The 21,624-nt window shown below is 65.9% G+C and carries 25 protein-coding genes and 1 tRNA gene; 11 read left to right on the top strand and 15 right to left on the bottom strand.

What is annotated here, in order from left to right; genetic code table 11:
* The first annotated feature begins 75 nt into the window (after nt 1-75).
* From FNM00_RS04845 to FNM00_RS04825, 5 genes are all read left to right on the top strand, one after another.
* Nucleotides 76-152, top strand: a tRNA-Met gene (locus tag FNM00_RS04845).
* 178 nt (nt 153-330) lie between these two features.
* Nucleotides 331-561, top strand: a complete 231-nt coding sequence (locus FNM00_RS04840; protein WP_143911975.1) for a helix-turn-helix transcriptional regulator — start codon at nt 331-333, stop codon at nt 559-561.
* 6 nt (nt 562-567) lie between these two features.
* Nucleotides 568-1,761, top strand: a complete 1,194-nt coding sequence (locus FNM00_RS04835) for a tyrosine-type recombinase/integrase (protein WP_143911973.1) — start codon at nt 568-570, stop codon at nt 1,759-1,761.
* A 53-nt stretch (nt 1,762-1,814) separates the two neighbouring features.
* The gene (locus FNM00_RS04830) at nt 1,815-2,171 is read left to right on the top strand and encodes a type II toxin-antitoxin system RelE/ParE family toxin (protein ID WP_246065058.1); all 357 of its coding nucleotides are present in this window, start codon (nt 1,815-1,817) and stop codon (nt 2,169-2,171) included.
* Between the two features lies 1 nt (nt 2,172).
* Nucleotides 2,173-2,478: a helix-turn-helix transcriptional regulator gene (locus FNM00_RS04825; protein WP_143911971.1), complete on the top strand. Its 306-nt coding sequence runs from the start codon at nt 2,173-2,175 to the stop codon at nt 2,476-2,478.
* A 27-nt stretch (nt 2,479-2,505) separates the two neighbouring features.
* Here FNM00_RS04825 and FNM00_RS04820 read toward each other — a convergent pair whose 3' ends face one another.
* The 4 genes from FNM00_RS04820 to FNM00_RS04805 form a co-directional block, all read right to left on the bottom strand.
* On the bottom strand, nt 2,506-3,789 hold the full coding sequence (locus FNM00_RS04820; protein WP_143911969.1) for a hypothetical protein: 1,284 nt from the start codon (nt 3,787-3,789) through the stop codon (nt 2,506-2,508).
* Entirely contained in the window at nt 3,789-4,109 is a 321-nt protein-coding gene (locus tag FNM00_RS04815; RefSeq protein ID WP_143911967.1) for a hypothetical protein, read from the bottom strand. Before FNM00_RS04815 ends, FNM00_RS04820 begins: the two co-directional genes overlap by 1 nt.
* Before the next feature lie 125 nt (nt 4,110-4,234).
* Nucleotides 4,235-4,867, bottom strand: coding sequence for a hypothetical protein (locus FNM00_RS04810; RefSeq protein WP_143911965.1), 633 nt, complete (start codon nt 4,865-4,867; stop codon nt 4,235-4,237).
* 2 nt (nt 4,868-4,869) lie between these two features.
* Nucleotides 4,870-5,307 (bottom strand): single-stranded DNA-binding protein, encoded by a 438-nt coding sequence (locus FNM00_RS04805; RefSeq protein ID WP_143912100.1) that lies wholly within the window; start codon nt 5,305-5,307, stop codon nt 4,870-4,872.
* A gap of 330 nt (nt 5,308-5,637) precedes the next feature.
* Between FNM00_RS04805 and FNM00_RS04800 the strand changes: the two genes are divergently transcribed.
* Nucleotides 5,638-5,967 (top strand): hypothetical protein, encoded by a 330-nt coding sequence (locus tag FNM00_RS04800; protein WP_143911963.1) that lies wholly within the window; start codon nt 5,638-5,640, stop codon nt 5,965-5,967.
* Between the two features lie 106 nt (nt 5,968-6,073).
* On the opposite strand, the gene FNM00_RS04795 is transcribed toward FNM00_RS04800, so the two are convergent.
* The 4 genes from FNM00_RS04795 to merA all read right to left on the bottom strand — a co-directional run bounded on the left by FNM00_RS04795 (nt 6,074) and on the right by merA (nt 11,122).
* Entirely contained in the window at nt 6,074-7,837 is a 1,764-nt protein-coding gene (locus FNM00_RS04795) for a type IV secretory system conjugative DNA transfer family protein (RefSeq protein ID WP_143911961.1), read from the bottom strand.
* Nucleotides 7,834-8,307 carry a hypothetical protein gene (locus FNM00_RS04790; RefSeq protein ID WP_143911959.1) on the bottom strand — a complete coding sequence of 158 codons (474 nt, stop codon included), beginning with the start codon at nt 8,305-8,307 and terminating at the stop codon, nt 7,834-7,836. Before FNM00_RS04790 ends, FNM00_RS04795 begins: the two co-directional genes overlap by 4 nt.
* 101 nt (nt 8,308-8,408) lie before the next feature.
* Nucleotides 8,409-9,485, bottom strand: a complete 1,077-nt coding sequence (locus FNM00_RS04785; protein ID WP_143911957.1) for an ArdC-like ssDNA-binding domain-containing protein — start codon at nt 9,483-9,485, stop codon at nt 8,409-8,411.
* Nucleotides 9,486-9,700: 215 nt separating this feature from the next.
* On the bottom strand, nt 9,701-11,122 hold the full coding sequence (merA, locus tag FNM00_RS04780; RefSeq protein ID WP_143911955.1) for a mercury(II) reductase: 1,422 nt from the start codon (nt 11,120-11,122) through the stop codon (nt 9,701-9,703).
* Nucleotides 11,123-11,221: 99 nt separating this feature from the next.
* Here merA and FNM00_RS04775 point away from each other — a divergent pair, with 99 nt between their 5' ends.
* The gene (locus tag FNM00_RS04775; protein ID WP_425456797.1) at nt 11,222-11,614 is read left to right on the top strand and encodes a heavy metal-responsive transcriptional regulator; all 393 of its coding nucleotides are present in this window, start codon (nt 11,222-11,224) and stop codon (nt 11,612-11,614) included.
* Between the two features lie 68 nt (nt 11,615-11,682).
* On the opposite strand, the gene FNM00_RS04770 is transcribed toward FNM00_RS04775, so the two are convergent.
* The 7 genes from FNM00_RS04770 to FNM00_RS04740 form a co-directional block, all read right to left on the bottom strand.
* The gene (locus tag FNM00_RS04770) at nt 11,683-13,173 is read right to left on the bottom strand and encodes an ATP-binding protein (protein WP_143911953.1); all 1,491 of its coding nucleotides are present in this window, start codon (nt 13,171-13,173) and stop codon (nt 11,683-11,685) included.
* Nucleotides 13,170-13,565: a hypothetical protein gene (locus FNM00_RS04765; RefSeq protein ID WP_143911951.1), complete on the bottom strand. Its 396-nt coding sequence runs from the start codon at nt 13,563-13,565 to the stop codon at nt 13,170-13,172. The genes FNM00_RS04770 and FNM00_RS04765 overlap by 4 nt, the downstream gene beginning before the upstream one ends.
* Nucleotides 13,566-13,619: 54 nt before the next feature.
* Entirely contained in the window at nt 13,620-15,089 is a 1,470-nt protein-coding gene (locus tag FNM00_RS04760; RefSeq protein ID WP_143911949.1) for a PrgI family protein, read from the bottom strand.
* On the bottom strand, nt 15,086-16,381 hold the full coding sequence (locus FNM00_RS04755) for a TrbL/VirB6 family protein (RefSeq protein ID WP_143911948.1): 1,296 nt from the start codon (nt 16,379-16,381) through the stop codon (nt 15,086-15,088). The genes FNM00_RS04760 and FNM00_RS04755 overlap by 4 nt, the downstream gene beginning before the upstream one ends.
* Before the next feature lie 30 nt (nt 16,382-16,411).
* Nucleotides 16,412-16,729: a DUF6112 family protein gene (locus tag FNM00_RS04750; RefSeq protein ID WP_143911946.1), complete on the bottom strand. Its 318-nt coding sequence runs from the start codon at nt 16,727-16,729 to the stop codon at nt 16,412-16,414.
* A 59-nt stretch (nt 16,730-16,788) separates the two neighbouring features.
* The gene (locus FNM00_RS04745) at nt 16,789-17,079 is read right to left on the bottom strand and encodes a DUF6112 family protein (RefSeq protein ID WP_143911944.1); all 291 of its coding nucleotides are present in this window, start codon (nt 17,077-17,079) and stop codon (nt 16,789-16,791) included.
* 132 nt (nt 17,080-17,211) lie between these two features.
* Entirely contained in the window at nt 17,212-17,853 is a 642-nt protein-coding gene (locus FNM00_RS04740) for a methyltransferase family protein (RefSeq protein ID WP_143911942.1), read from the bottom strand.
* A 117-nt stretch (nt 17,854-17,970) separates the two neighbouring features.
* On the opposite strand from FNM00_RS04740, the gene cmtR reads away from it, so the two are divergent.
* The 4 genes from cmtR to FNM00_RS04720 are packed head-to-tail and all read left to right on the top strand — an operon-like array spanning nt 17,971 to nt 21,599.
* Nucleotides 17,971-18,342 (top strand): Cd(II)/Pb(II)-sensing metalloregulatory transcriptional regulator CmtR, encoded by a 372-nt coding sequence (cmtR, locus tag FNM00_RS04735; RefSeq protein WP_143911941.1) that lies wholly within the window; start codon nt 17,971-17,973, stop codon nt 18,340-18,342.
* A complete protein-coding gene (locus FNM00_RS04730; protein ID WP_143911939.1) occupies nt 18,339-20,288 on the top strand; it encodes a heavy metal translocating P-type ATPase in 1,950 nt (649 codons plus the stop codon). The genes cmtR and FNM00_RS04730 overlap by 4 nt, the downstream gene beginning before the upstream one ends.
* 35 nt (nt 20,289-20,323) lie before the next feature.
* On the top strand, nt 20,324-20,971 hold the full coding sequence (locus FNM00_RS04725) for a DsbA family protein (RefSeq protein WP_143911937.1): 648 nt from the start codon (nt 20,324-20,326) through the stop codon (nt 20,969-20,971).
* Nucleotides 20,964-21,599, top strand: a complete 636-nt coding sequence (locus FNM00_RS04720; protein ID WP_246065057.1) for a vitamin K epoxide reductase family protein — start codon at nt 20,964-20,966, stop codon at nt 21,597-21,599. The genes FNM00_RS04725 and FNM00_RS04720 overlap by 8 nt, the downstream gene beginning before the upstream one ends.
* Nucleotides 21,600-21,624: the final 25 nt, after the last annotated feature.

Raw genomic sequence — 21,624 nt, 5'->3', positions numbered from 1 at the left:
ACTGAACGGGAGCTCGCAGATGCTCGACCCCGGTGCGAGGGTGTTGAGGCGGTCCTGTAGAGTTGTCTTCAGCAACGCGGGGTGGAGCAGTTCGGTAGCTCGCTGGGCTCATAACCCAGAGGTCGCAGGTTCAAATCCTGCCCCCGCTACCAGATCAGCCTGGGATTCAGTGCGAATCCCAGGCTGAAAGCATTTGAGAATTGATCACCCCTCCGGAAACCCTCCGTTTTGCCCTTCTTCTAGGCGCGTCGGTCGACGGGCCCTCCGGGTGGCCCCCGCACACTCCGGTTGCCACCGATCGTTGCGGGCGGCCCTGCACACCTGATGTGCATGAAGGCCGACACGAACCCGCTGAGTGGACTCGATCCGCTCCTGAGCATCGACGAACTGTCCGAGTACCTCGGTGTCTCGATCAAGACGATCTACGAGTGGCGCCAGAACGGGCGCGGTCCTGTAGCGGTCCGCATGGGACGACACCTGAAGTTCGCGGTGTCGGACGTGCGAGCCTGGTTGGACAACCTTCGCGAATCCCATCCTGGACGACCAGTGGAGCGGGGGTGAGGTCACATGGCTAGGCCCCGCACGCCGATCGGCACGTACGGCGACATTGAGTTCACCAATCTGTCGAACGGCACCGTGCGTGCGCGCGTGCGGTTCCGCGATTTCGACGGTCAGGTGCGTCGGGTTGAGTCGAGCGCCGCCACACGCAAGCTCGCCGAGCACCGGCTCAAGGAGAAGCTGTCGCAACGCGCGGGCTCCAATCGCGGAATTGGCGAACTGACGCCGGACAGCCCTTTCGCCCGCCTGGTTGAGGTGTGGCTCGGTGACCTGGACCTGGAAGGAAAGATCGCGCCCAGTACGCGCGCGCTCTACGAACGCAACATGCACCAACTGGTGATGCCAGCGTTCCAGCACTTCGCCCTGAGAGAGATCACGGTTAGCCGCGTCGACCAGTTCATCAAGGCTTTGGCGACCACCAAGAGTTACAGCACCGCTAAGCAGGCCCGAACCGTGCTGAGCCTCGCACTCGGCCTAGCGGTCCGTTACGAGGCGATGGCGAAGAATCCGGTGCGAGACACCGTTCGTCTTCGCAAGCCCCCGTCGCAGGCGTTGGCGTTGACTGTGGGCCAGGTGGACGCAATCCGGGGGGCTGTGCGGGGGTGGCGGCGCGGTCCGGGCGTGCCGGGTCCTCCGCCGGACGGGCAGTTGGAACGGATCATTGAGGTGATGCTGGGAACTTCAGCCCGCATCGGTGAAGTCCTCGCCATCCGTAAGTGCGATGTCGACGTGACGGGTTCTCCGGCCACGGTGAGGATCTGCGGAACGATTGTGTCGCCCAAGGGCCAGACAACGCATCGACAGCATCACCCAAAGACGGTGAAGTCGACACGCACGGTTTCTGTGCCGAGCTTCACCGCAGAAGTGCTGCGGGAGCGGCTGGTCAAGATCGCCGCCGAGGACCCAGAGCACCTGATCTTCTTCACTCGCAATGGCACGCCGCTGACGACCAACAACGTACGGAGGCGGTTGCGCGCCGTCCTGGCTGAGGCTGGCATCGAGGGGGTGACACCGCACTCGTTCCGGCGGACGGTCGCCACGACGCTGGATCGCGCAGGTGGAGCAGACCTCGCCGCGGAAATGCTCGGTCACACGTCGTCGGAGATCACCAAGGCGCACTATATCGAGCCGGACGAGAAGGTGAACCCGGTGACGGCCGAGATTCTTGAGGCCTTGGCTCCGCGGATGAGGGAGGCGGACTAGTGAATGACAAGCGTCATACCCTTTTCCATGTAGAAGGAAAAGGGTATCCTTGGGTGGTCGATGTCGAGTTGATCGAGGAGTGGCTCAAGTCCAGTAACGACAGCACCTATGACCAGGTGATGGCGGCGCTGCGGGTCTTGGCTTCGGTTGGTCCGGCGTTGGGCAGGCCGTTGGTCGACACGATCATCGGCTCGCGACACAACAACATGAAGGAGTTGCGGCCCGGTTCGTCGGGGCGCAGCGAGGTGCGGATCTTGTTCGCGTTCGATCCGACTCGCCGGGCGGTATTGCTGCTCGCTGGCGACAAGCAGGGTCGGTGGGACAAGTGGTACCGCAAGAACATCCCGGTCGCGGATGACCGGTATGACGAACACTTGGAAGGTTTGCGCAAGCAGAAGGGCGGCGACTGAGATGGCCAAGACGATGGAAGAGATGCTCGCCGAGCGTCCCGGCAATCCCGCGGTGCAGGAAGCGCACATGAAGCGGATGCTGGCCGAGGTCCGCGCCTACAAGCTGCGTGAGTTGCGTGAGATGCTCGCGATGACGCAGACCGAGGTGGCGCAGGTGTTGGAGGTCAGTCAGAAGCGGGTCTCGGAGATCGAGCGTGGCCAGGTCGACTTCACGAAGGTCGACACGCTGCGCCGGTATGCCGACGCGCTCGGTGGAACGCTGCGGGTCGAGGTGACGGTTGGCGAGGAGACGTTCCAGATCGCCTGACCTAAGATCTCATGACGGCCGTACAACTCAGAGGCTGAGGTCCGACGACTTCGGTGCGGAGCGGCGGGCAGCGTCGATGGCGCCGGTGAATGATCGCCGCTGCGTCGTGCTGCCAGGCGAACACGCTGGAGATGTCGGGCGTGGGGTGAGCCGGTTCTTGACGGTGTCGAGCACTGGGGTGCGTGGTTGCACGTCGAGAGGTACGTGGCGTGCCCGCGGCGGCTTGACCGCACCCGGCTCGCTCAGGTCGATGCGGGGCAGGTCGACACGCATCAGGTAGCTGCGATCGTCAGCGCCCGCAGCGATCGTTTCGGCGAGCCTCTGGTCGATGTGGATGAACAGCGCATCAAGGTGCCGCAACTGTTGGAAACGGGGCCGGTCGGAGGGGGGCAGGTCACGGATGCGAGCCGCCGCGAGTGCACCCTGGCCCGCCGCATGGCCCGTGCCCACGAGGCCACGCAGGTTGCGGGTCTGGTCGATGAGCAGCCTGTAGGTGTCGGACCGGCGTAGCCAGCGTTCCGCCACTGGGACCGGCGTGCCCGCGCGGTTGCCGATCACGGCCGCGCGCGCGGAGACGATGCGCTGTGAGTCGAAGATGAGTCGCAGACTGTAGGCGTCGGGTTGGTGGCGCAGATGGACGAGCAGGTTGTTCTGCGCCTGCAGCACACCGTCGAGGCCGGGGAGTGCGGGTCCGTCGACGAGTTGGACCGGGGGACGCCACCCACGCTGGTCGACGCTGTAGTCGGGCTTGTCGTAACCGGCGTGGGCGGCGCAGACGACGGCGGCACGGCCGAGCAGTTCGGCGTCGGTGATGGGTTCCCAGTCGGGGACAGCCCCGCTGTAGTGACGGTCGAGCCCGGTGAGTGCCCGGGCGACTTCGGCGGAGTCTTTCAGAACCGTCATGGCTTGGCGCTCGGTGAGAGCGCCGTAGTCCAGTCCGGCAGGGAAGTCGTGTTCGCCGAGTGCTGCTGCTTTCGCTGCTCGCCGCCACTGGTCAACGATGTGGTTGGGGTGGGGCGTGGCGGGCTGATCTAGGGCCGGCAGGGGAGCGGTGTACGCGGTGCGGGCCTGGTCGAGGCGGTGCCGAAGTTCCTCGGCTGGACCGCGGCTGCGCGGCGTTGCTCCGCCGAAGTCTCCGTCGGGGTTCGACGCTCGGACGGCTTGCTGGCACCAGAGGGTCAGGCTGGTGCGGAACGAGGCGATCAGCGCGACGTCGTCGGGTGTGAGGGTGTCGAGGCCTTGCTGGTTGCGGGTGATCTGCAGGAGCGTGGCGAGTTCACTGCGCAGTGCGGCCGTGTTGTCGCCGTACATCAGAACCCACTGGCGTCGGGGTTCGGGTTGTCGCGGTCGCGGGCGAGGTCGAGCATGTCGAGGAGCAGTTCGACCTGGAGTTTGTCGACGCCGTGGTCGGCGAGTTCTTTGACGGCGCTGACGGCGACGGCGTGCAGGATGGCGCGGTCGTCGGTGAGCCCGTGTGTGTCGAGGGCGGGGACGTCGTCGCCGTGGATCAGGTCGAGGTAGAGCAGGGCGTGGTCGTACTCGACCGAGCCGTCGAACGTGGCTGCCTCATCGGTGAGCGCTGCGATGTAGGAGCGGGCTTCGGCCAGGGTGACCGCGTGGGCGAGAAGCATGAGGGTGTCCCTTCGTTGAAGGATCAGGTGCGCACCGCCACCGTCCGCCCGAGAGTTGGTTGCAGGACGGGCAGATTCGTCGAGCTGTGGACAACGCCGGGTTCTCCACAGATCGCCGGAACGGGTCAGGAGGCGCGGCGTTCCAGGTCGGCTTCGACCTGACGGCGTGCGGTGACGTCTTCCATCACGAACTGCACAAAGTCGGCGTCCCTGTCGGTGACCGATGCTTCGGCCGTGGGGAGTGCGGCGGGTTCGCCGGGCCAGGTGGTCTGTCGGGTGGGGCGGTCGCGGTCGAGTCGGGTGCCGCAGGCGGCGACCCAGTCTCGCAGCCGGTGCCGGGTCTCGGCGAAGTCGCGATGCCACGCCAGCGGCGATGAGGGGGACGCGTCGGGGCTGTAGGAGTTGAGCCAGTGCAGGTGCAGGGCGGACAGTTCCCAGACGAGTTCGTCGTGGCGGTGCCACATTGGTGGGATCTCGTTCGGTGCGAGGCCGTAGGTGCCGCGCAGCCAGTGCACCCACGCGTTCAGGTCGAGCCATTCGGCTTCGGCCTCGTCAGCGGTGAGGGTGTTCCAGTTGATCGGCTCCAACGGTTCGGCCAATGACGCCGACTCGAACGACCCGGGCCACTCCGACTCGGTTCTTTCGCCCTCGGCAGTGTCGTTGGCGTTGAAGTTCTGCCAGGTGTTGAAGACTGGGTGCCGCTCGGCATCGAGCACCGACGGATCCGCGCCGGTCCGTTCGGGGGTCTCTTCGGTCATGGTCAGATCCCGACAGCGGTCGAGGAATGCTCGACCGTGCGCTGGGCGTCCCGACCGGACTCCGGGCCGGTGGCGCGTTCAGTGGCGGGCCGTTCGACGCTGTAGCGGGTGCGGGCGGTGTCGTGTCCGATTCGGCGGGCCACGAACTCCTCGCGCTGGACGGCTTCGCCGTCGCGGTCGAACTCGTACTCGTGGACGTAGCCGGAGGCCACGAAGTGGTCACCGGCACGGAGCCGGGCGTAGGCCCGCTCGGCCGCGGACTTGAACATCACCATCTCGCAGAACTGCGGGTCGAGCTTGGTGAACGACCCATCGGCCTCCTTGCGCCACTGCTCGACGCCGACCCGTGCGCGGAACCTCGCGACGTCGCTCTTGCCATACGTCAACTCAGGTGCAGTGACGATGAAGCCATGCAGGCTCATCTGGGTGGGGATCGTCATCATCGACTCCTGACCTCACGCGACGCCATCGTCGGCGATCGCTCTCAGGAGAAAGGTGCGTGTGGGGCTCCGCGACACTCGACACCGACGAGAGGGGTGAGATTCACGGGGCCTTGCGGGTTCGAGAATCAGTATTCCGTGGACAACGAGAACGCACGCGTCGGTCTTTCAGCGTTGTCCACAGCATGCGCGATTACGGACTCATCCACAGGTCTGACGTAGTCCTTGGCATAGCGACATGGGATCGGTGGATCGTCAGATGAGAGCACAGTTGTCCCCGCGCTGTTGGACCAGCCGGGGACATGGACTTACCCAACTAGGAGATCAATCATGAACGAGTCCAAGGGAGCCTGCCCGTCCTGGCGCGATGGACAGAATGATCCGCTGATACATCAGACGGCACCGACGCATATTGGCAGGACAATACGTGCCGGTTCGGCCAGCGCGCACATTGAGCAACTAGACGAAGACGATCGAGAGCTCGGTGAGGACGCACGCTTTGATGTCCTCGCTTCGCTTTGGTACGGCGGCAATGGCGCAATTGGTGACCTGAGCGCCATCGATTGCCGCGACATCGCCACCGTGATGGTTCAAGTGGCCGACGAAATGGACGAGACTGCCCGAGGCCACGGAATCGTCTACGGCGAGGAACTGCCGTGACGTCGCTCTGCCTGCTAACGATCGTGCCCGCGTGACCTCGTTCTGCTGGCAAGCGGAGGAAACTACAATCCTGGAACCCGACGTCCGTCCACGTGGAAGGTTGACGTCATCCGCGCCGCTGAAGCGCCGCCTCGGTCATAGTCCGTTCGGTCCGGAGTTGCGTAGCGTCCCGGCGGGTGGTCCATGGTCGCAGGTCGGTGATGAGCGGAGGTGAACTGCGCAGCAGGATGAGTGCGGTTCCGAATGGCAGGGTACGGATAGCTTCGGGTGGCATGACGGGGACGCGGCGAGTGGAGCGTTGGAGAGAGCGAGATCCGTAGTCGCCGACCGAGATGGAGTCGGTCTTCTCGTCGCGTTCCCCGATCAATGCGGAGAGGTCTTGGAGGTCACGGGCCGACGAGGTTCCGCCGAGGATGATCTTGGCGATCGAGGCGTCCCAGATGGCACCGGCTGCGTGGTCGCCCCATTTGTCGCGCGCTTGAGACAGCGACTGGAGGACGGGCATGGTGGTGATGCCGGTGCCGCCGCCTTCGGCCATGAGCACCGGCAGTGACGGGAGCGGGGAGAGGTTCCCGATTTCGTCGAGAGCCAGCAGCAGTGGCGGGTCGAGGCGGGCGCCGGCTGAGGCGGCTGCGAGGCGGCGGGCGGTTTCGACGAGGTCTTCGATGAAGGCTGCGACCAGGGACCAGGAGGCGCCGGCTCCTGCGCCGGTGGCGAGGAGGTAGAGGGTGCCGTTGCCGGTGAGGAACTCGACGGGGTCGAAGTGTTCGCTGGGGCGTGGGGTGACGGCGTCGAGGACGCGGGGGTCGGCGAGACAGGACAGGGCGAGAGAGACGCCCATCCAGATGGAGTCGCGGGTGCGGGCGTCGGCGTGGATCATCGAGTCCAGCGATTCGCCCCAACCGGCAGCTGCACTCGGATGGGAGGCGAGGATCGCGACGGCGTCGCTGGCCGATGAGGGCGACAGGGTCCAGGCGAAGAGTTCGGCGGGGCTGCGGTGGTCGAGTGCTGCGGCATGCAGCAGGGCTTGCAGTGCGCTGCGGGTCTTGCCCTCCCAGAATCCGCCGGATTCGACGCCTCCAGAGGACAGTCCAGTTGCGGAGGCGAGTCCGGTGGCGCGGATCATCGCGGTCAGTGGGTCTTCGCATCCACGCACGGGAGACCAGCGCAGGCCGGATGGGAGTCCTTCGGCGAGTCGTTGGGGGTCGAAGACTGCGACTGGACCGACCTTCTGGCGGGCGGTGATGGTGGCGGCGATGTTGTCGGGTCGGGTTGCGGTGGTCACGACAGCGCCGGGGGCGTCGAGGATGGCGTTGATGACGACGTGCAGGCCCTTGCCGGACCGCGGCGGCCCGAGCAGCAGGATCGAGTCCTCGACCGAGGCCCAGACCTCCATGCCGCGGGAGCGTCCGAGCAGGTATCCGACGTCGCTGGCCCGGGCGCTGGTGAGGCTGGGCCGCAGGGTCGTGCTCCGTGCGAGGAGGGCCTTCTTGGATGCCACGGTGGCTACGTCGGTCCGGGTCGCGACTCCGACCAGTCGGCGCGGGTCGTGCCGGGTCTTGTGGCGCAGTGAGTCGACCTTTCGCCAAGCCAAGAAACCCGTCGCGAGGAGCGTGGCGACGAGTACGGCGAGGACAGTCCAGTAGGCCAAGGGTGAGATGTCTGCTCCGAAGACGCGGCCCGGGTCGGCCGGGTCACCGAGCACTCGGATGCCGGATGCCCAGTCGGCGGTGGGTTGGCCAGTTCTGCTTACCCAAGCGGTGAGTGCCGCAGCACCACGGAGCAGCGCTGCAGCGGCGCCGGCGACTCCGATGGCGATGAGTGCGAGGTTGACGAGGGTGTCGTCGACCGGGCGGGCCGCGGTGGTCACGAGGCGTCCCGTTCAGATGCGTCGCTTTCGTCAGGGGAGGGGCGGGTTGCACCGGACACCTTTCCAACGAGCACGACATCGCCTGCCGTGCGGTCGAGTAGCGCCACGGGAAGGTGCAGGTCGAGTGTGCCGTCGGAGTTGCTGGTGGTGGTGTGCACGACGATCGCGACGAAGACCTGCTCTTTGGATTGGAAGCCTTCGCCGGTCAGTGAGCCTGCCCGCACGTTCACGATTGGCTGGCCGTCGTGGGTGCTCCGTGCGTGGGTGACCGGCTCCGACGCCGGGCTGGGCGTGGCTGTCGGTTCGAGCGTGTGGAAGTCGGTGAAAACCTTCCCGTCGGGTTCGTGGATCTCGACGCGCAGCGCTGATTCCTGTTCGGTGGCGATGCGGTCCAGGAGCGGTCGCAGCTCGCCGCGCGAGCGCGCCGACGCTTCATCAGCGAGCGGTTGGTCATCGACGGTGACGCTCAAGGATCCTGTGTCGTCGACAGCGACGCGGACCAGGGGCAGGACGACGGGGATCCGTGGCCGTGATGTGGAGCGGCGGTAGGCGGTTGCTGGGTTCAGCAGGCTCATAGTCTGACCACCTGCGGTTCGACGACCGGCTGTTGCTGGCGCACCGGCGCCGTAGGGACGGCGGCGGAGCGGTCGAGGCCTGGCGGGTCACCGTTGCCGATCTGTGCGGTGTCGAGTTGGTCGAGGACGCGGACGGCGGTGGTGCGGACTCGTTCGGCTGTGGACTGGATGACCTCGACCGGGTCGCTGCCTGGAATGCTGCTGGCCCAGCTCGACACGTACGGGATCGTGTAGGCGCTGGTGTCGAGGCCATGGACGGCACCGATCATCAGGGCTACGGACTCGGCTTCGACTTCGGCGATGCCGCGGTGCAGCGCCGCGTCGCGGGTGGCGGTGTCGTCGCCGGTGCGGGCTTCGGGGGAGTGGAGCATGACGTGGCCGAGTTCGTGGGCGAGTGTCTTGACCTGGGCTGCTTCGTCCATGTCGCTACGGACACAGACCTCGTGGGTGGTGAAGTCGGTGATGCCGTTCGCGCCGCCGATCGTGTCGGCATCGGGGACCTGCTTGAGGGCGAACCCGTGGGCTTCGACTTGGGCGGCGAGTCCCTCCCAAAGCCCGAGCGGTGCTTGCCCGGACAACAGGGTTGGTGCCGGTTGTTCGGGGATCGGCTCACCGTCGGTCTGCGTCACGTCCCACACGTACGCGGGTCGGAGCCCGACCAGCTTGGTGCGGGTTGTCTCGCCGGGTTGGGAGCGTTCGCCGCGGCCCAGACGCCGCCATGACTCGGCACTGTTGGGGGTGCGGGAGGCGAACCGAGCGGTGACGGGGGCGAGGATCCCGTAGCCGGACTGGCCCTTCATCACCTGTCGGCCCAAGGTCTGCCACTGCTTGAACCCGGCGACGTACGTCGGGGTCGCCGATGGAACGCGGCCAGCCCTGAAGGCTTCGTAGTGCTGCAGGTAGATCAGCATCGTGTTGTTGAACGATCGGCTGCGGAACCTCGCGGAGAACTCGAGAGCGCGGCGCCAGTCATCGCCGCTGACCAGAGTGCTTACGGATTCCGTGAGCTTGGCGTGCAGCGCGTCGAGCTTGGCCTCCCGGGCCTGCTGCGCTTGCTGTGTCTGGTGCCGCATCCCGACCTCACCTCCTGGACAACGTGTCGTCCATCAGGTGCGTCCGTTGCCGCCGGACTGAGTCGCTATCTCTACGTTTCCGTTCGATTCAGGCCGAGCGGTCGCAGATACCTCACGCCGGAGCGTAGTTGCGGTGACGTAGGCCTTGAGTGAAAGACCAGGCACGACGGCTCATCGCCGGCGCCCCGTTCTTGATGAACACCCTTGCGTAACCCTCATGCGCAGCAGGACAGTTGCGAGGGGTCGGTGGTGAAGGCCTTGGCGGCAATACGGATGCCTTCGGCCATGGTCAGGTAGGGGGCCCATGTGTCGGCGACCTCGGCGATGGTCTTGCCCAGGAGGTGGACGCCGGCGGCGGCCAGTTCGCCGGCGTCCTGGGCAACGGCGGTCAGGCCGAGAATCTCGCTTGTGTCGGCGTTCACGACGATCTTGATGAACCCGCGGGTGTCGCGGTTCACCAGTGCGCGGGGCACGTGGTGCAGGGGCAGCACACGGCAGTCGCAGGGGATACCGGCGGCGATGACGTCTTTCTCGGTCATGCCGACTGCGCCGATGGCGGGGCTGGTGAAGGTCACCCGCGGTAGCCGCGCGTAGTCGACGGCTCTCTCGGTGTGGGAGAGGGCATTCTCGGCGACCAGGGTGCCATGGTGGGCGGCTACGTAGACGAACTCGGGGTGCCCGGTGACATCACCCGCCGCCCAGATCCGCGGGTTGGACGACCGCAGTTGATCCGTCACCACGACCTCTCCGGCGTCACCGGTCTTCACTCCGACGGCGAGGAGGTTCAGTCTGTCGGTGACGGGGCGGCGGCCGAGGGCGACCAGGACATGGTCGGCGCGGAACTCTCGCGTTCCGCTGGCTACGTCGGCGCTCAGGACGATCTCGCCGCCTACTTCGCGGGCGACTCGGGTCGGTACTGCGTGGCGGATAACGCGGATACCCTCGTCGGCGAACACTTCCTCAAGCGCTTTGGAGACGTCTGGCTCCTCCTTCGATGCCAGCCGGGAGCGAACCAGCATGGTGACGTTCGCACCCAGTCGGGCAAACAGTTGTGCCTGCTCTAGGGCGACGTAGCCGCCGCCGAGTACGAGCAGTGACTCGGGAACCTTGGTCAACTCCATCGAGGTGGCCGAGGTCAGGTATCCCGCTTCGTCCAGACCATCGATCGTCGGTGCCCAAGGTCGGGAACCGGTGGCGACCAGATAGTGCTCAGCCTCGACGATCTCGACGCTCCCGTCGATTCCGATGACCTCCAAAACCGGTGCATCAGGCGTGCCCACGAACGCGGCGTCTCCCCGGCGGACCTGCCAGCCGTAGGAGTCGGCGACGTCGACGTACTTCTCGCCGCGCAGTGATTCGACCAACGCTTGCTTCCCCCCAATCAGCGCCGCCATATCTACGGGGTTCGCCTTCGTCACGATCCCCGGGAAGCGCTCTGAGGCGTCTTCTGCTACATGGCGGGCATTGGCTGCGGCGATGAGGGCCTTCGAGGGAACACAGCCGGTGTTCACGCAGGTCCCGCCGAGCGTGCCGCGTTCGATCATCACCACCGACTTCCCCAGCGTGGTGGCGCGGATCGCGGCGGCGAACGCGCCACCGCCGGATCCGACGATGGCGAGGTCGAACTTTGTAAGCATGGCTCTCCTGTCACCGCTTGGCTGCATCCGTGTCAGCCATACTGGACCTTCCAGTACAGGGGAAGGTCAAGCACGCGCCCCGGTGATAGATCGGAATCCATGATGCGCATCGGAGAACTCGCCCAACGGGCGGGCACGACGGCCAAGACGCTGCGGTTCTACGAGAAGCAGGGGCTACTCCCACCGGCTGAGCGCACACCGTCCGGATATCGGGCCTACGAGCCCGATGCTGTCAACCGGATCGACTTCGTCCACCGCGGCCAAGCGGCAGGTCTCACCCTCGCCCAAATCCGCCAGATCCTGGACATCCGTGACAGCGGTGGCTCGCCCTGCGAGCACGTTCGGGACCTTCTCCACACCCGCCTGACTGAGATCGAGCAGCAGATTGCCCGGCTCACCGCACTGCACGACTCCATCGCAGTCCTGCGCGATGCCGCTGCCGAGCCCGCACCCGACACTTGTGATCCCGGCCTGGTCTGCCGATACATCTGAACGGCTCTTGGATACCAGAACCTAAGCCATTTGGACCTTTTGTGTGGACGCAAATTGGGCGGGGAAGTTCAAACACTGCAGGTCATCCGACCCGCAGTATCGAACAGTTCCAGCTCAGCAGGATGGAGTTGATGTTGCACAACGAATGAGCGGTGCTTGATTCGCCACAGGCCCTGGCCGGTCCCCAACGTCGGCAGCAGCGACTGTTCGGTGCCGGTCAGCCCGAGTGCGGTGGCGGTGCTCCCGAGCTGGTCGGACTCTTGGCGGTACACGACTCGCGTCTCGGCGTTCGCCAGCAGCGAGGAGGCGAGTGCTCGCATCGCTGAGCCGGAGTCACCGACGTTGTCGAGGTCGGATAGCTTGTGGAAGACGAGCATGTTGGCGATGCCGTAGTGCCGGGCGAGGCGCCAGTGGGCATCCATGCGCCGCAGTAGTGCTGGGTGGGACATGAGCCGCCAGGCTTCGTCGTACACGACCCAGCGTTGTCCGCCGTTGGGGTCGAGGAGCGCGGACTCCATCCATGCCGACGCGCACGTCATGAGCACCGAGACGAGGGTGGCGTTCTCGGTGACGCGTGACAGGTCGAGGGAGATCATCGGCAGCGTGGGATCGAACCGGACAGTCGAGGGTCCGTCGAAGAGTCCGGCTAGGTCGCCCGCGACGAGGCGGCGTAGCGCATGGCCGGGCAGTCGGCCGTCCTCGGTGAGGCGTCCGGTGGGGTCGACGCTGGGGTCGGGTTCCAGGAGTCGGTCGACCACGAGCGGAAGCACGGGTACGTCGGCGGTGCGGACGACCTCGGCCAGTGCGATGTCGATGGCGGTGTGTTCCAGCGGGGAGAGTCGACGGTCGAGCACGGTTTCGGCGAGAGCGCCGAGGAGGTCGCGGCGGCGTGCGCTGACCTGGGCTGCCCATTGGGTGTCGTCGAGTCCGCTGGGTCGGTGGCCTTCGTCGAGGGGGTTGAGTCGGGCGGACATGCCGTGTCCGAGTGCGATCGCCTTGCCGCCGACCGCCTCTGCCACACCGGTGTGTTCGCCTTTCGGGTCGCCGGGGATGTAGACGCGGCGCCCGAAGGGGATGGAGCGGGTGTAGAGGCTCTTGGCCAGAGAGGATTTTCCGGAGCCGACGATCCCGGCGAGTACGACGTTGGGGGCGGTGATCAGTCCGCGGGCGTATAGGACCCAGGGGTCGTAGACGAACGAGCTGCCGGAGTACAGATCCTGGCCGACGAACACGCCGTCGCTGCCGAGTCCGCCTTCGGCGAGGAACGGGTAGGCGCCAGCCAGGGTGGCCGAGGTGTCTTGGTGGCGGGGGAGCCGCAACCGGCCTGGTGTTCGCAATGCCGCGGGCCTGTGCTCGCCGGCCTTGGGCAGCAGCACGGTGGCTTTGCGTTCGGCGGTGAGGGCGTCGGCCTTGGCTCGGGCGGCGCTCTTCTGCTCGGCGCGGTCGCGGGAGAGAAGGTCCCGGGCAGCAAGCTTGCGGGCCTTGCGGTCACGCCGTCGTTCGCGCTTCGGTGAGACCAGTACGGCGCTGTGCAGTCGGGATGCCTCGTGGTCGTTCACAGTGACAACCCGTCGTGACTGCGACTCGATGGGCGGGATGCGGTGACCGGGCTTGGGTAGACGATCGTGGCTTCTGACTGGTGTGCGCTGTCGATCGACTTCTGGATGCTGGTCAGCATCTCCCCGGCACGGTGCAGATCCCACGACACTCGGTACGCAGCGCCTGTCTGCTTCGGATCGACGATCGTCGCGTCAGCGCGTGCCCCGTGGTTGTCGTGATACGAACCCAGTTGGTGCAACGTCTGACTCAGCGACGCGGTCGCTCGGGACAGTGATCCGAGCACCCCGTAGATCTGGGACGGGTCCTCGATCCGACGGGTGGCGTGGGCGAGTCCGCGTAGGGCTTGTTCGGCCTCGGAAGCATCAGTAGTGGGGTTGTCGAAGGTCGGCATGGATTCCTCCTGAAGGGGCTGGAGCCTGGCTGCTATCGAGGTGCGCAACCGGTGTCAGACGTGACGGCACAACGGCAGTGCAGCGGCGGTGAACGACTGGGCCTGCTGACCCCACAGGCGCCGGGTCTCGCATGAGGCTTGGATGGCGGCTTGTTCGATGTCGGCGACGGCGCGTTCGAGTTCGTTGGGGTCGCTGGCGCTGACGGCGATGAGGCCGGTGACGCGGAGGATGCCGTGGCCGGCGGTCAGGTCCGCCTCCTGCTTGAGGACGTCTTGGTATTCGGCGCTGTGCTGGGCGTCCTCGATCTGGCCGATGCGTTGACGTTGCGCGGCGTCGGAGACGTACTCGGTCTTCTTCTTGCGGATGTCGCGGGCGGCCTGGTCGGTGCGCAGCGGCGTGTAGAGCAACGTGAAGGTGCGTCGGATTCCGGAGGACAGCAGGACGGGTGCGAGGAACCCCGGGAAAACGAGGGATCGTGGCCATTCGCTGATCCACAGCACACAGTGGTGCGCGGAGTCGGAGCGCAGCATTGACCAGCTTTCGGTGACGGCGACTGGGCCGGCGGTGGCGAGGTCGCGGCCGACGTCTCCGTGACGCTCCAGGGCTGCGCCGACGTCGGGGTCGTAGGCACCGCGCAGGATGACGGCGAGTTCGCCGGGGTCGAGCCATTCGGAGGGGGCGAGGTCGGCGGAGCGGAGCGCGGCGATGATCGTCGACATTTCCTGGCGCAGGACGGCGGCTGCCCCACGGTTGCCTCCGCCGGCTGCGCGGATGGCTCGGCTGGCGGTCTTGAGGTTCAGCGACAGCGAGATGGTCGAGGCGTGCCGTTCACCGGCTGGTCCGGCGCGGTCGATGAGTTCGCCGTAGGTGGTGGCGGTGAAGGTGTCGTCCCCGGAGCCGTGCTGGTGCCACCACTCGGCCAGCCCTTTGCCGGAGTCGGGCAGGGTGCGTTCCATGATCTGTAGCGAGGCGATCCGTCCCGAGCGGCATGCGGTGGCTAGGACTCGGCCCCAGCCGGTGACGCGGCGTTCCTGTTCGAGCGGGTCGAGCAGGATGAACGCTGGGTGGGAGACCGCCACGATCGCGGTCAGCGTCGAGCGGTGCGGGTCGTGAACCATCACTGCGCCGGTGTCGGGGTCGAGCCACTGACGCAACCGGGCCGCATCCCCGGGAAGCGCGAGGGTGCCGACTGGTCGCGGGGCGATGACGCGACGCCGGTAGAGCAACTGGCCCCCGGTGGAGCGCCAGAGCCAGACGCCGACGATGGGCAGCCACTGGATGAGTTTGCGGCCCCCGACGCTGATCCAGGCCAGGGCACTGCAGCAGACGATGACCGGGAGGGCGAAGACCAAGCTCGCGCCGCCGCCAATGTAGAGGGAGAGCACGAGGGTCACTGCGCCGATGCCGACCACCACCAGTTGGGAGGCGGTCAGCCCGAACAGGACCCCGCGGCGTGCCAGTCGGGAGAATTTCACCGGCTGTAGCTCGTAGTCGCCCGTCCGGGTGGTGTTCGTGGTGCTCATCGTCCGGTACCTGAGTCATCCGAGCGGCGGCCTGTCATGGCAGGGGTCGGATCTGCTGTGTGGGCCGGAACCGTCCCGGCGGCGCCGGCGGGTGCACTTGCTTGCTCGGCTTGGCCCGAGGACTGCGCGGCCACGTAGTTGCCCATCTTCGGACCGGCCGTCGCGGCCTTCTTGGCTGCCACGGCACCGGCGGCCATGACTCCGCCTGCCGCGGCCCCGCCCGACGAAGCGCCGCCGGCGCCGCTGATTGCGGCGCCTCCGTTGGGGGCGGCAGCAGGTGCGGCGCCCCGCCCTGCGCTACCGGATCCTCCGCCGTCGCCGCCGAGGATCTTCGGGACCATGCCATTCGAGCCTGCGCCGGTTCGGATCGGAAGGGGCCGGTTCATCGACGACTTGGTCTCTTGTTCGGCCGACATGGCGTGGTACATGTCGAAGCCCATGAAGCTGATCGCCTTGTAGGTCATGTACGGCGCGAACCCGGCCATCAGCATCAGCACGACGCCGGCGATCGGTTCGCTGACCGACTGCAGGTCGGCGTCGATCGGCGCGGAAACTTGGGCGGTGGCGAGCAGGAAAATCACCACGAGCACGAGTTTGGACAAGATCAGCGCGATCACGAACGTGGCCCACTTGCCGATCCAGCCCCGGGTCTGATCCCACGAGGCACCGGCCAGGGCCACGGGCGCGAACACGATCGCGACCAGCAGCAGGGCCTTGCGGACCAGCAGGCTGATCCACACGATGACCGCGGCACCGATGGAGAGTCCGGCGAGGAAGATCGTCAGGATCGCGGCTGCGCCGGGGGCTTTGAGGCTGAGTCCGCCGATCCCGACCGCGAGCAGGGCAACGCGGTCGCCCATCTCGTTCATGTTGGTGCCGGCCGCGTTGACGATCCCGATGGTGAGCTGGTCGGTGATCTCCAGGGCGAGGGCGAGCAGGGTGATCGCGACGAAGGACCCGAGGATCGATTTGGCCAGGCCGGTGAGTGCGCGGGTCAGGGCTGCGGGTTCTCGTCGGACCATGCCGCCGATGACCTGGAGGAGGAAGAAGCCGAGCATCACGAAGACCGCGACGCCGAACAGGATGTTGTAGACCTTCATGTATTCGTCGCTGGTGATGTCGACCGAGGTGGTGGAGTCGAAGACGTTCCACACGGACTTGAACATCCACTCCGCGGCGTTGCCCATGCCCTCGGCGAGCCAATCGAAGGGAGCGGTGACCAAGCTGGCGGCAGCGTCGCCGGCCTTGTCGCACACGGTGGAGACCACGGGGACGTCGCATACGTCGACCATCGCTCTGCTCCTTCTCGATTCGCGTTCGACTCAGACCGCTTGGCCGACGTTCCAGAAGAAGTTGACCAACGCGACCGAGGCGCCGGTGACAATCGCGGCGCCAAGCGCGATCACGACCCCGAACTTCCCGCGCCCAGCCAGGTGTGGGTTAGACGCGTTCGCGCCCATCGCCCACACCACGGCCGAAATGATCAGCGCCAAGACGGCCAAGATCAGACCGACCGTCATGGACGCGCCGACGATCTTGCGGAGCTGCCCGATCCCGGGCAGCCCGTTGGAGTTCGGATCGATGGTGATGTCCATCGGCAGAAGCTGCACGATCGTGGGTAGCAGGTCGAGTTGAAGCATGATTCCTCCTAGCAAGGGTCACAGGACGGTCTGTCCGACAGGTACGTCAGCGGACGCGGTCAGAGAGCGGCGCCGACGTCGAGCAACCAGTTCGCCCACGCAAGCGCCCCGCCCGTCAGTGCCGCGCCGCCGAGCGCGACGAACACGCCAGCCTTCGCCTTCGCGGCCGACTGCCAACTGCCGTTGGATGATGAGATCGCCCACGCTGCAGCGGAGATGATGAGCATCAGGCAGGCGAACATCAGCCCATAGGTCAGCAGTGCTCCGATGATTTGGCGCAGATTGCCGGACCCGCCGACTGCCCCGAAGTCAGGGCCAGCGGCCCGCTGGACCAGATTGCTCGTTGTCATGTCCACTAGGTGCGGTGACCGTGCCCGCAAGAGTCACAGTGGCTTGCGTGGCGGGAATCGGGACGACTGATTGTTTGAATCGCCGGAATTTCATACTTCAGAGGGCCGGAACTTCCGTGCCTATTGTCCTGCTTAGCCGGCGCGTTTCGCGGTTGGTGCGATCGGCCGGAGCTTGCCGATACGAGGGGCGAAGCGCCCGACCCGCGCGGCGTAATCGTCGTAGTCGGCGGTGTGGGTGGAGTGCAGGTAGGGCTCTTCGACGGCTCGGACTTGGAGTTCGATTGCCGTAACCAGCGCAGTGAGGGCGACAAGTGCGATCAAGTTCGGGGTCAGGAGCGCAAGCCCAGTGGCCGTGATCAGCAGGCCGCTGAAGAAGGGGTTGCGGACGACAGCGAAGACTCCGGTCCGCACGAGCTCGGTTCTCTCGTCTTTCCTCACACCGACGCGCCAGTGCTGGCCCATAGCCTGTTGCGCGGCCAGTGTGAACACCGTGCCTGTCAACGTAAGAGCCAGCCCGATTAGGTAGCCGGCAGTGGTGTCCAACACCGTGACAGGGTCGATGAGACCGATCAGTTGCAGGATGGGGGCAGCCAACCCCGTCAATAGTGCAGCGATGAACCCAACGCCGCCCCACCAGCCCGGTGATCCCAAAGGTCCGGTCAGGCCGTGAAAGCCGGTGGTGCCGGTCCGTCGATAGAGCAGCCATGTTCGCAGTCCGAAGGCGATCGCGAGGTACGCCAAGTAGAGCGCGAGCGCGATAGCGGCAGTGTTCATTGCGTCGTCCGTTCGAGGGGGTGCTAGAGGTGGGATCTATCAGGCACGCAGGTGGGACGGGGTGGCTGCGACCGAATCGAACCCATGACTGGTCACCAACCGCTGTATAGTCATCGTATGATGACTATAGCTTCTCGACTGGATGCAATGAACCGGCTAGGGCGGGCGATGGCCGACCCGACGAGGTCGCGGATCCTTCTGTCGTTGCTGCAGGGGCCCGGTCATCCTGCGCAACTCGCGCGTGACCTGGACCTGACCCGGACGAACGTTTCCAACCACTTGGCCTGCCTTCGTGGCTGTGGAATCGTGCGTACCGAGGTCGAAGGCCGCCAGACCCGCTACGAGATCGCGGACCCGCACCTGACTCGCGCCTTGGTGGCGGTGGTGGATGTGACGTTGGCGGTGGATGAGGACGTGCCCTGTATCGATCCGGCCTGCACGCTGCCTGGATGCTGCGAGACAGGCGGAACTTCGGAGGATGCATCGTGAGCTCGGCGTGTGGATGTGACGAACCGCCTGTCCCCACTGGCGAGAAAGCCGAATCGACGCGGCCGTGGTGGTGTGATGCGGACCTGCTGCTGCCAATCTTTTCCGGCGTTGCCTTCGCACTGGGCCTGACCCTGGAATGGTCATCGCAAGGAACCGTGGCGTCGATAGCGTTCTGGGTCGGGCTGTTGCTCGGGGCGTACACGTTCGTGCCCGGCGCAATCCGCAACCTGTTCCGCAAGCGGAAACTCGGAATCGGTCTGCTGATGACAATCAGCGCGGTCGGCGCGGTCATCCTCGGTTACGTCGAGGAGGCTGCTGCCCTGGCGTTTCTCTACTCGATCGCGGAGGCACTCGAGGACAAGGCGATGGACCGGGCACGTGGTGGTCTGCGGGCCCTGCTGAAGCTCGTGCCTGAGACCGCGACCATCATCCGCGGGGGTGACCGGGTGGAGGTGTCGGCGAGCGAGTTGGCTGTAGGCGACGTGATGGTGGTCAGGCCCGGAGAACGGGTCGCGACTGATGGGATCGTCCGGTCGGGTCGGTCGAGCCTGGACACCTCGGCGATCACCGGCGAGTCGATCCCAGTCGAGGTCGATGCGGGTGATGGGGTTTCGGCAGGTTCGATCAACACCGCCGGTCTGCTGGAGGTCGAGGCAACCAGCGCCGGAACGGACAACTCACTGACGATTCTGGTCGAGCTCGTCGAGCAGGCCCAGGCGGAGAAGGGTGCCCGGGCACGCATCGCGGATCGGATTGCGCGGCCGCTGGTGCCTGGCGTCATGATCCTCGCTGTGCTTGTAGGCGCGATCGGATCCCTCTTGGGTGACCCCGAGCTGTGGATCACGCGTGCGTTGGTGGTGCTGGTCGCAGCTTCCCCGTGTGCGTTGGCGATAGCAGTGCCGGTCACCGTGGTCTCGGCGATTGGCGCGGCGAGCAAGTTCGGCGTGATCATCAAGAGTGGCGCGGCGTTCGAGCGCCTCGGCGAGATTCGACATCTTGCAGTGGACAAGACGGGGACCTTGACCCGGAACCAGCCGAGCGTGACCGCGGTGATCCCCGTTGACAGCACGCAAGAGGACATCGTGTTGCGGTACGCGGCTGCAGTGGAACAGCACAGCACGCACCCGCTGGCAGCTGCCATTGTGGCTGCCGCGGATGCAGTCCCGACGGCGGAAGACGTGTCGGAGCAGGCGGGGCATGGGATCTCCGGCGTCGTGGATGGCGACCAGGTGACGGTTGGCAGCCCTCGTTGGATCGATCCCGGACCGCTCAGGGCAAGGCTCGAAAGTCTGGAGGCTGAGGGGCAGACTTGCGTGCTGGTCACCATCAACGGCACGCTCGCTGGTGCGATCGGTGTCCGTGACGAGCTACGGCCTGAGGTCTCCGCGGTCGTCGATACCCTGCGTCGTCAGGGCGTCGAGGTCAGCATGCTTACCGGTGACAATGCACGCACCGCGAAGGCCCTGGCCAAGATCGCCGGCATCGATGATGTGCACGCCGAGCTCCGACCAGAGGACAAGGCACGCATCGTGAAGGGTCTCGCCAATGCCCGGCCGACTGCGATGATCGGCGATGGCATCAACGACGCCCCAGCGCTGGCCGGCGCTACGGTGGGCATCGCGATGGGTGCGACCGGCTCGGATGCGGCAATCGAGTCCGCCGACGTCGCGTTCACCGGTCACAACCTGAGCCTGATCCCGGAGGCACTGCAGCACGCGCGTCGTGGCCGAGCGATCATCAACCAGAACATCGTGCTGTCGCTGGCGATCATCATTGTGCTGCTGCCACTCGCGCTCACCGGCGTTCTCGGGCTGGCCGCAGTCGTGCTGGTTCATGAGGTCGCCGAGGTCGTGGTGATTGGCAACGGCCTGCGTGCTGCTCGATCCCGACGAAGTACGCCGGTGCTGACCGCCAGCGCCGCGCACCGCGTCCCAGCCTCTGTCTGATCGACGTTGAACACCGGCCCCGAAAGCGCGAGCCTGTGAGCAAGAGCCTGAAACTGTCCTTGGCGATAATCGTTGCTGCCGCCGTAACGCTGGTGATCGCGCTGGTTGCCACCAACGACGGTGACCCGGACACCGAGCCCACGACTGGCAACGCCGACCAGACCTCGGAGTTGCTGGTCCGCGACGACAGTCCACGCCTCACCTCAGGCACAGAGGCGGTGTTTGTGGAGTTTCTTGACTTCGAATGCGAGGGATGCCTCGCGGTGTATCCGTTGATTGAGGATCTGCGGGACCGCTATGGGGATCGGGTCACGTTCGTGGTGCGGCACATGCCGCTCCACACCAACTCGGTGGCTGCGGCCCTGGTGGCCGAGGCCGCCGCCGAGCAGGGCGAGTTCGAGGCCATGTACCAGCGACTCTTCGAGACCGCCGAGCAATGGGGACACCAGGAGACCTCGCAGGAGGAAACTTTCTTCGGTTACGCCGAAGACCTCGGACTGAACATGGACCGCTTCGAAGCCGCCTACCGCGATCCCGCCACCCTCGCGCGCATCGAGCAGAGCCAGCAAGACGGGCAGGTCCTCGGAGTGCAAGGGACGCCGACGTTCTTTCTCAACGGCCAACTCCTCGAACTCACCAGCTTTGCCGATCTGGAGGACGTATTCGATGCAACCCTTGACTGAGACGTCCGAAGGTCGTCTCGTCGGCAATGGCCCGCCAAGACCGGGACCGGGGCGTGGATTTGGGGTACTGCTTCTCGTCGGCGGGCTCCTCGGCCTGGCAGCCGCAGTTGTCCTGCTGGTCGAGAAGATCGCCCTCATCGGGAACCCCGACTACATCCCTACCTGCTCGATCAACCCCATCCTCTCCTGTGGATCGGTCATGGAGACCCAGCAGGCCGAGGCGTTCGGCATCCCCAACCCGATCATCGGGGTTGCGGGTTTCACCGCCATTGCGATGGTTGGCGCCGTCCTGCTCGCTGGCGCAGAGTTCCGGCAGTGGTTCTGGCTCAGCCTCCAAGCCGGCGCGACCTTCGCGGTGCTGTTCGTGCACTGGCTGATCTACCAGAGCCTGTACGTCATCGGTGCCCTCTGCCCGTACTGCATGGTCGTTTGGGCAGTGACGATCCCGATCTTCCTGCACACGACTGTCTACATGCTCCAACGCCTCCGCAGCTCGGGGATCAGCGGCTCCAGAAGCTTGGTCGGACTGCTCACCGAGTACCGCGCAGCCATGCTCACCGTCTGGTACTTGGCCGTCCTCGCACTGATCGCCCACCGCTTCTGGGACTACTGGATCGCGCTCGTCTGACATAACCCGGCGCTCCATCCTGCGA

Origin of the sequence: Aeromicrobium piscarium (assembly GCF_007421815.1) — a bacterium.
Classification (GTDB): Bacteria; Actinomycetota; Actinomycetes; order Propionibacteriales; family Nocardioidaceae; genus Aeromicrobium; species Aeromicrobium piscarium.
This window is presented reverse-complemented; position numbering and strand designations above follow the sequence as displayed.

Excerpts from the sequence above, each read along its gene's own strand:
- FNM00_RS04840 (WP_143911975.1), top strand. The coding sequence starts at position 331 with ATGAAGGCCGACACGAACCCGCTGAGTGGACTCGATCCGCTCCTGAGC.
- FNM00_RS04835 (WP_143911973.1), top strand. The coding sequence starts at position 568 with ATGGCTAGGCCCCGCACGCCGATCGGCACGTACGGCGACATTGAGTTC.
- FNM00_RS04825 (WP_143911971.1), top strand. The coding sequence starts at position 2,173 with ATGGCCAAGACGATGGAAGAGATGCTCGCCGAGCGTCCCGGCAATCCC.
- FNM00_RS04820 (WP_143911969.1), bottom strand. The coding sequence starts at position 3,789 with ATGTACGGCGACAACACGGCCGCACTGCGCAGTGAACTCGCCACGCTC.
- FNM00_RS04815 (WP_143911967.1), bottom strand. The coding sequence starts at position 4,109 with ATGCTTCTCGCCCACGCGGTCACCCTGGCCGAAGCCCGCTCCTACATC.
- FNM00_RS04810 (WP_143911965.1), bottom strand. The coding sequence starts at position 4,867 with ATGACCGAAGAGACCCCCGAACGGACCGGCGCGGATCCGTCGGTGCTC.
- FNM00_RS04805 (WP_143912100.1), bottom strand. The coding sequence starts at position 5,307 with ATGACGATCCCCACCCAGATGAGCCTGCATGGCTTCATCGTCACTGCA.
- FNM00_RS04800 (WP_143911963.1), top strand. The coding sequence starts at position 5,638 with ATGAACGAGTCCAAGGGAGCCTGCCCGTCCTGGCGCGATGGACAGAAT.
- FNM00_RS04785 (WP_143911957.1), bottom strand. The coding sequence starts at position 9,485 with ATGCGGCACCAGACACAGCAAGCGCAGCAGGCCCGGGAGGCCAAGCTC.
- merA (WP_143911955.1), bottom strand. The coding sequence starts at position 11,122 with ATGCTTACAAAGTTCGACCTCGCCATCGTCGGATCCGGCGGTGGCGCG.
- FNM00_RS04775 (WP_425456797.1), top strand. The coding sequence starts at position 11,222 with ATGATGCGCATCGGAGAACTCGCCCAACGGGCGGGCACGACGGCCAAG.
- FNM00_RS04765 (WP_143911951.1), bottom strand. The coding sequence starts at position 13,565 with ATGCCGACCTTCGACAACCCCACTACTGATGCTTCCGAGGCCGAACAA.
- FNM00_RS04760 (WP_143911949.1), bottom strand. The coding sequence starts at position 15,089 with ATGAGCACCACGAACACCACCCGGACGGGCGACTACGAGCTACAGCCG.
- FNM00_RS04755 (WP_143911948.1), bottom strand. The coding sequence starts at position 16,381 with ATGGTCGACGTATGCGACGTCCCCGTGGTCTCCACCGTGTGCGACAAG.
- FNM00_RS04750 (WP_143911946.1), bottom strand. The coding sequence starts at position 16,729 with ATGCTTCAACTCGACCTGCTACCCACGATCGTGCAGCTTCTGCCGATG.
- FNM00_RS04745 (WP_143911944.1), bottom strand. The coding sequence starts at position 17,079 with ATGACAACGAGCAATCTGGTCCAGCGGGCCGCTGGCCCTGACTTCGGG.
- FNM00_RS04740 (WP_143911942.1), bottom strand. The coding sequence starts at position 17,853 with ATGAACACTGCCGCTATCGCGCTCGCGCTCTACTTGGCGTACCTCGCG.
- cmtR (WP_143911941.1), top strand. The coding sequence starts at position 17,971 with ATGATGACTATAGCTTCTCGACTGGATGCAATGAACCGGCTAGGGCGG.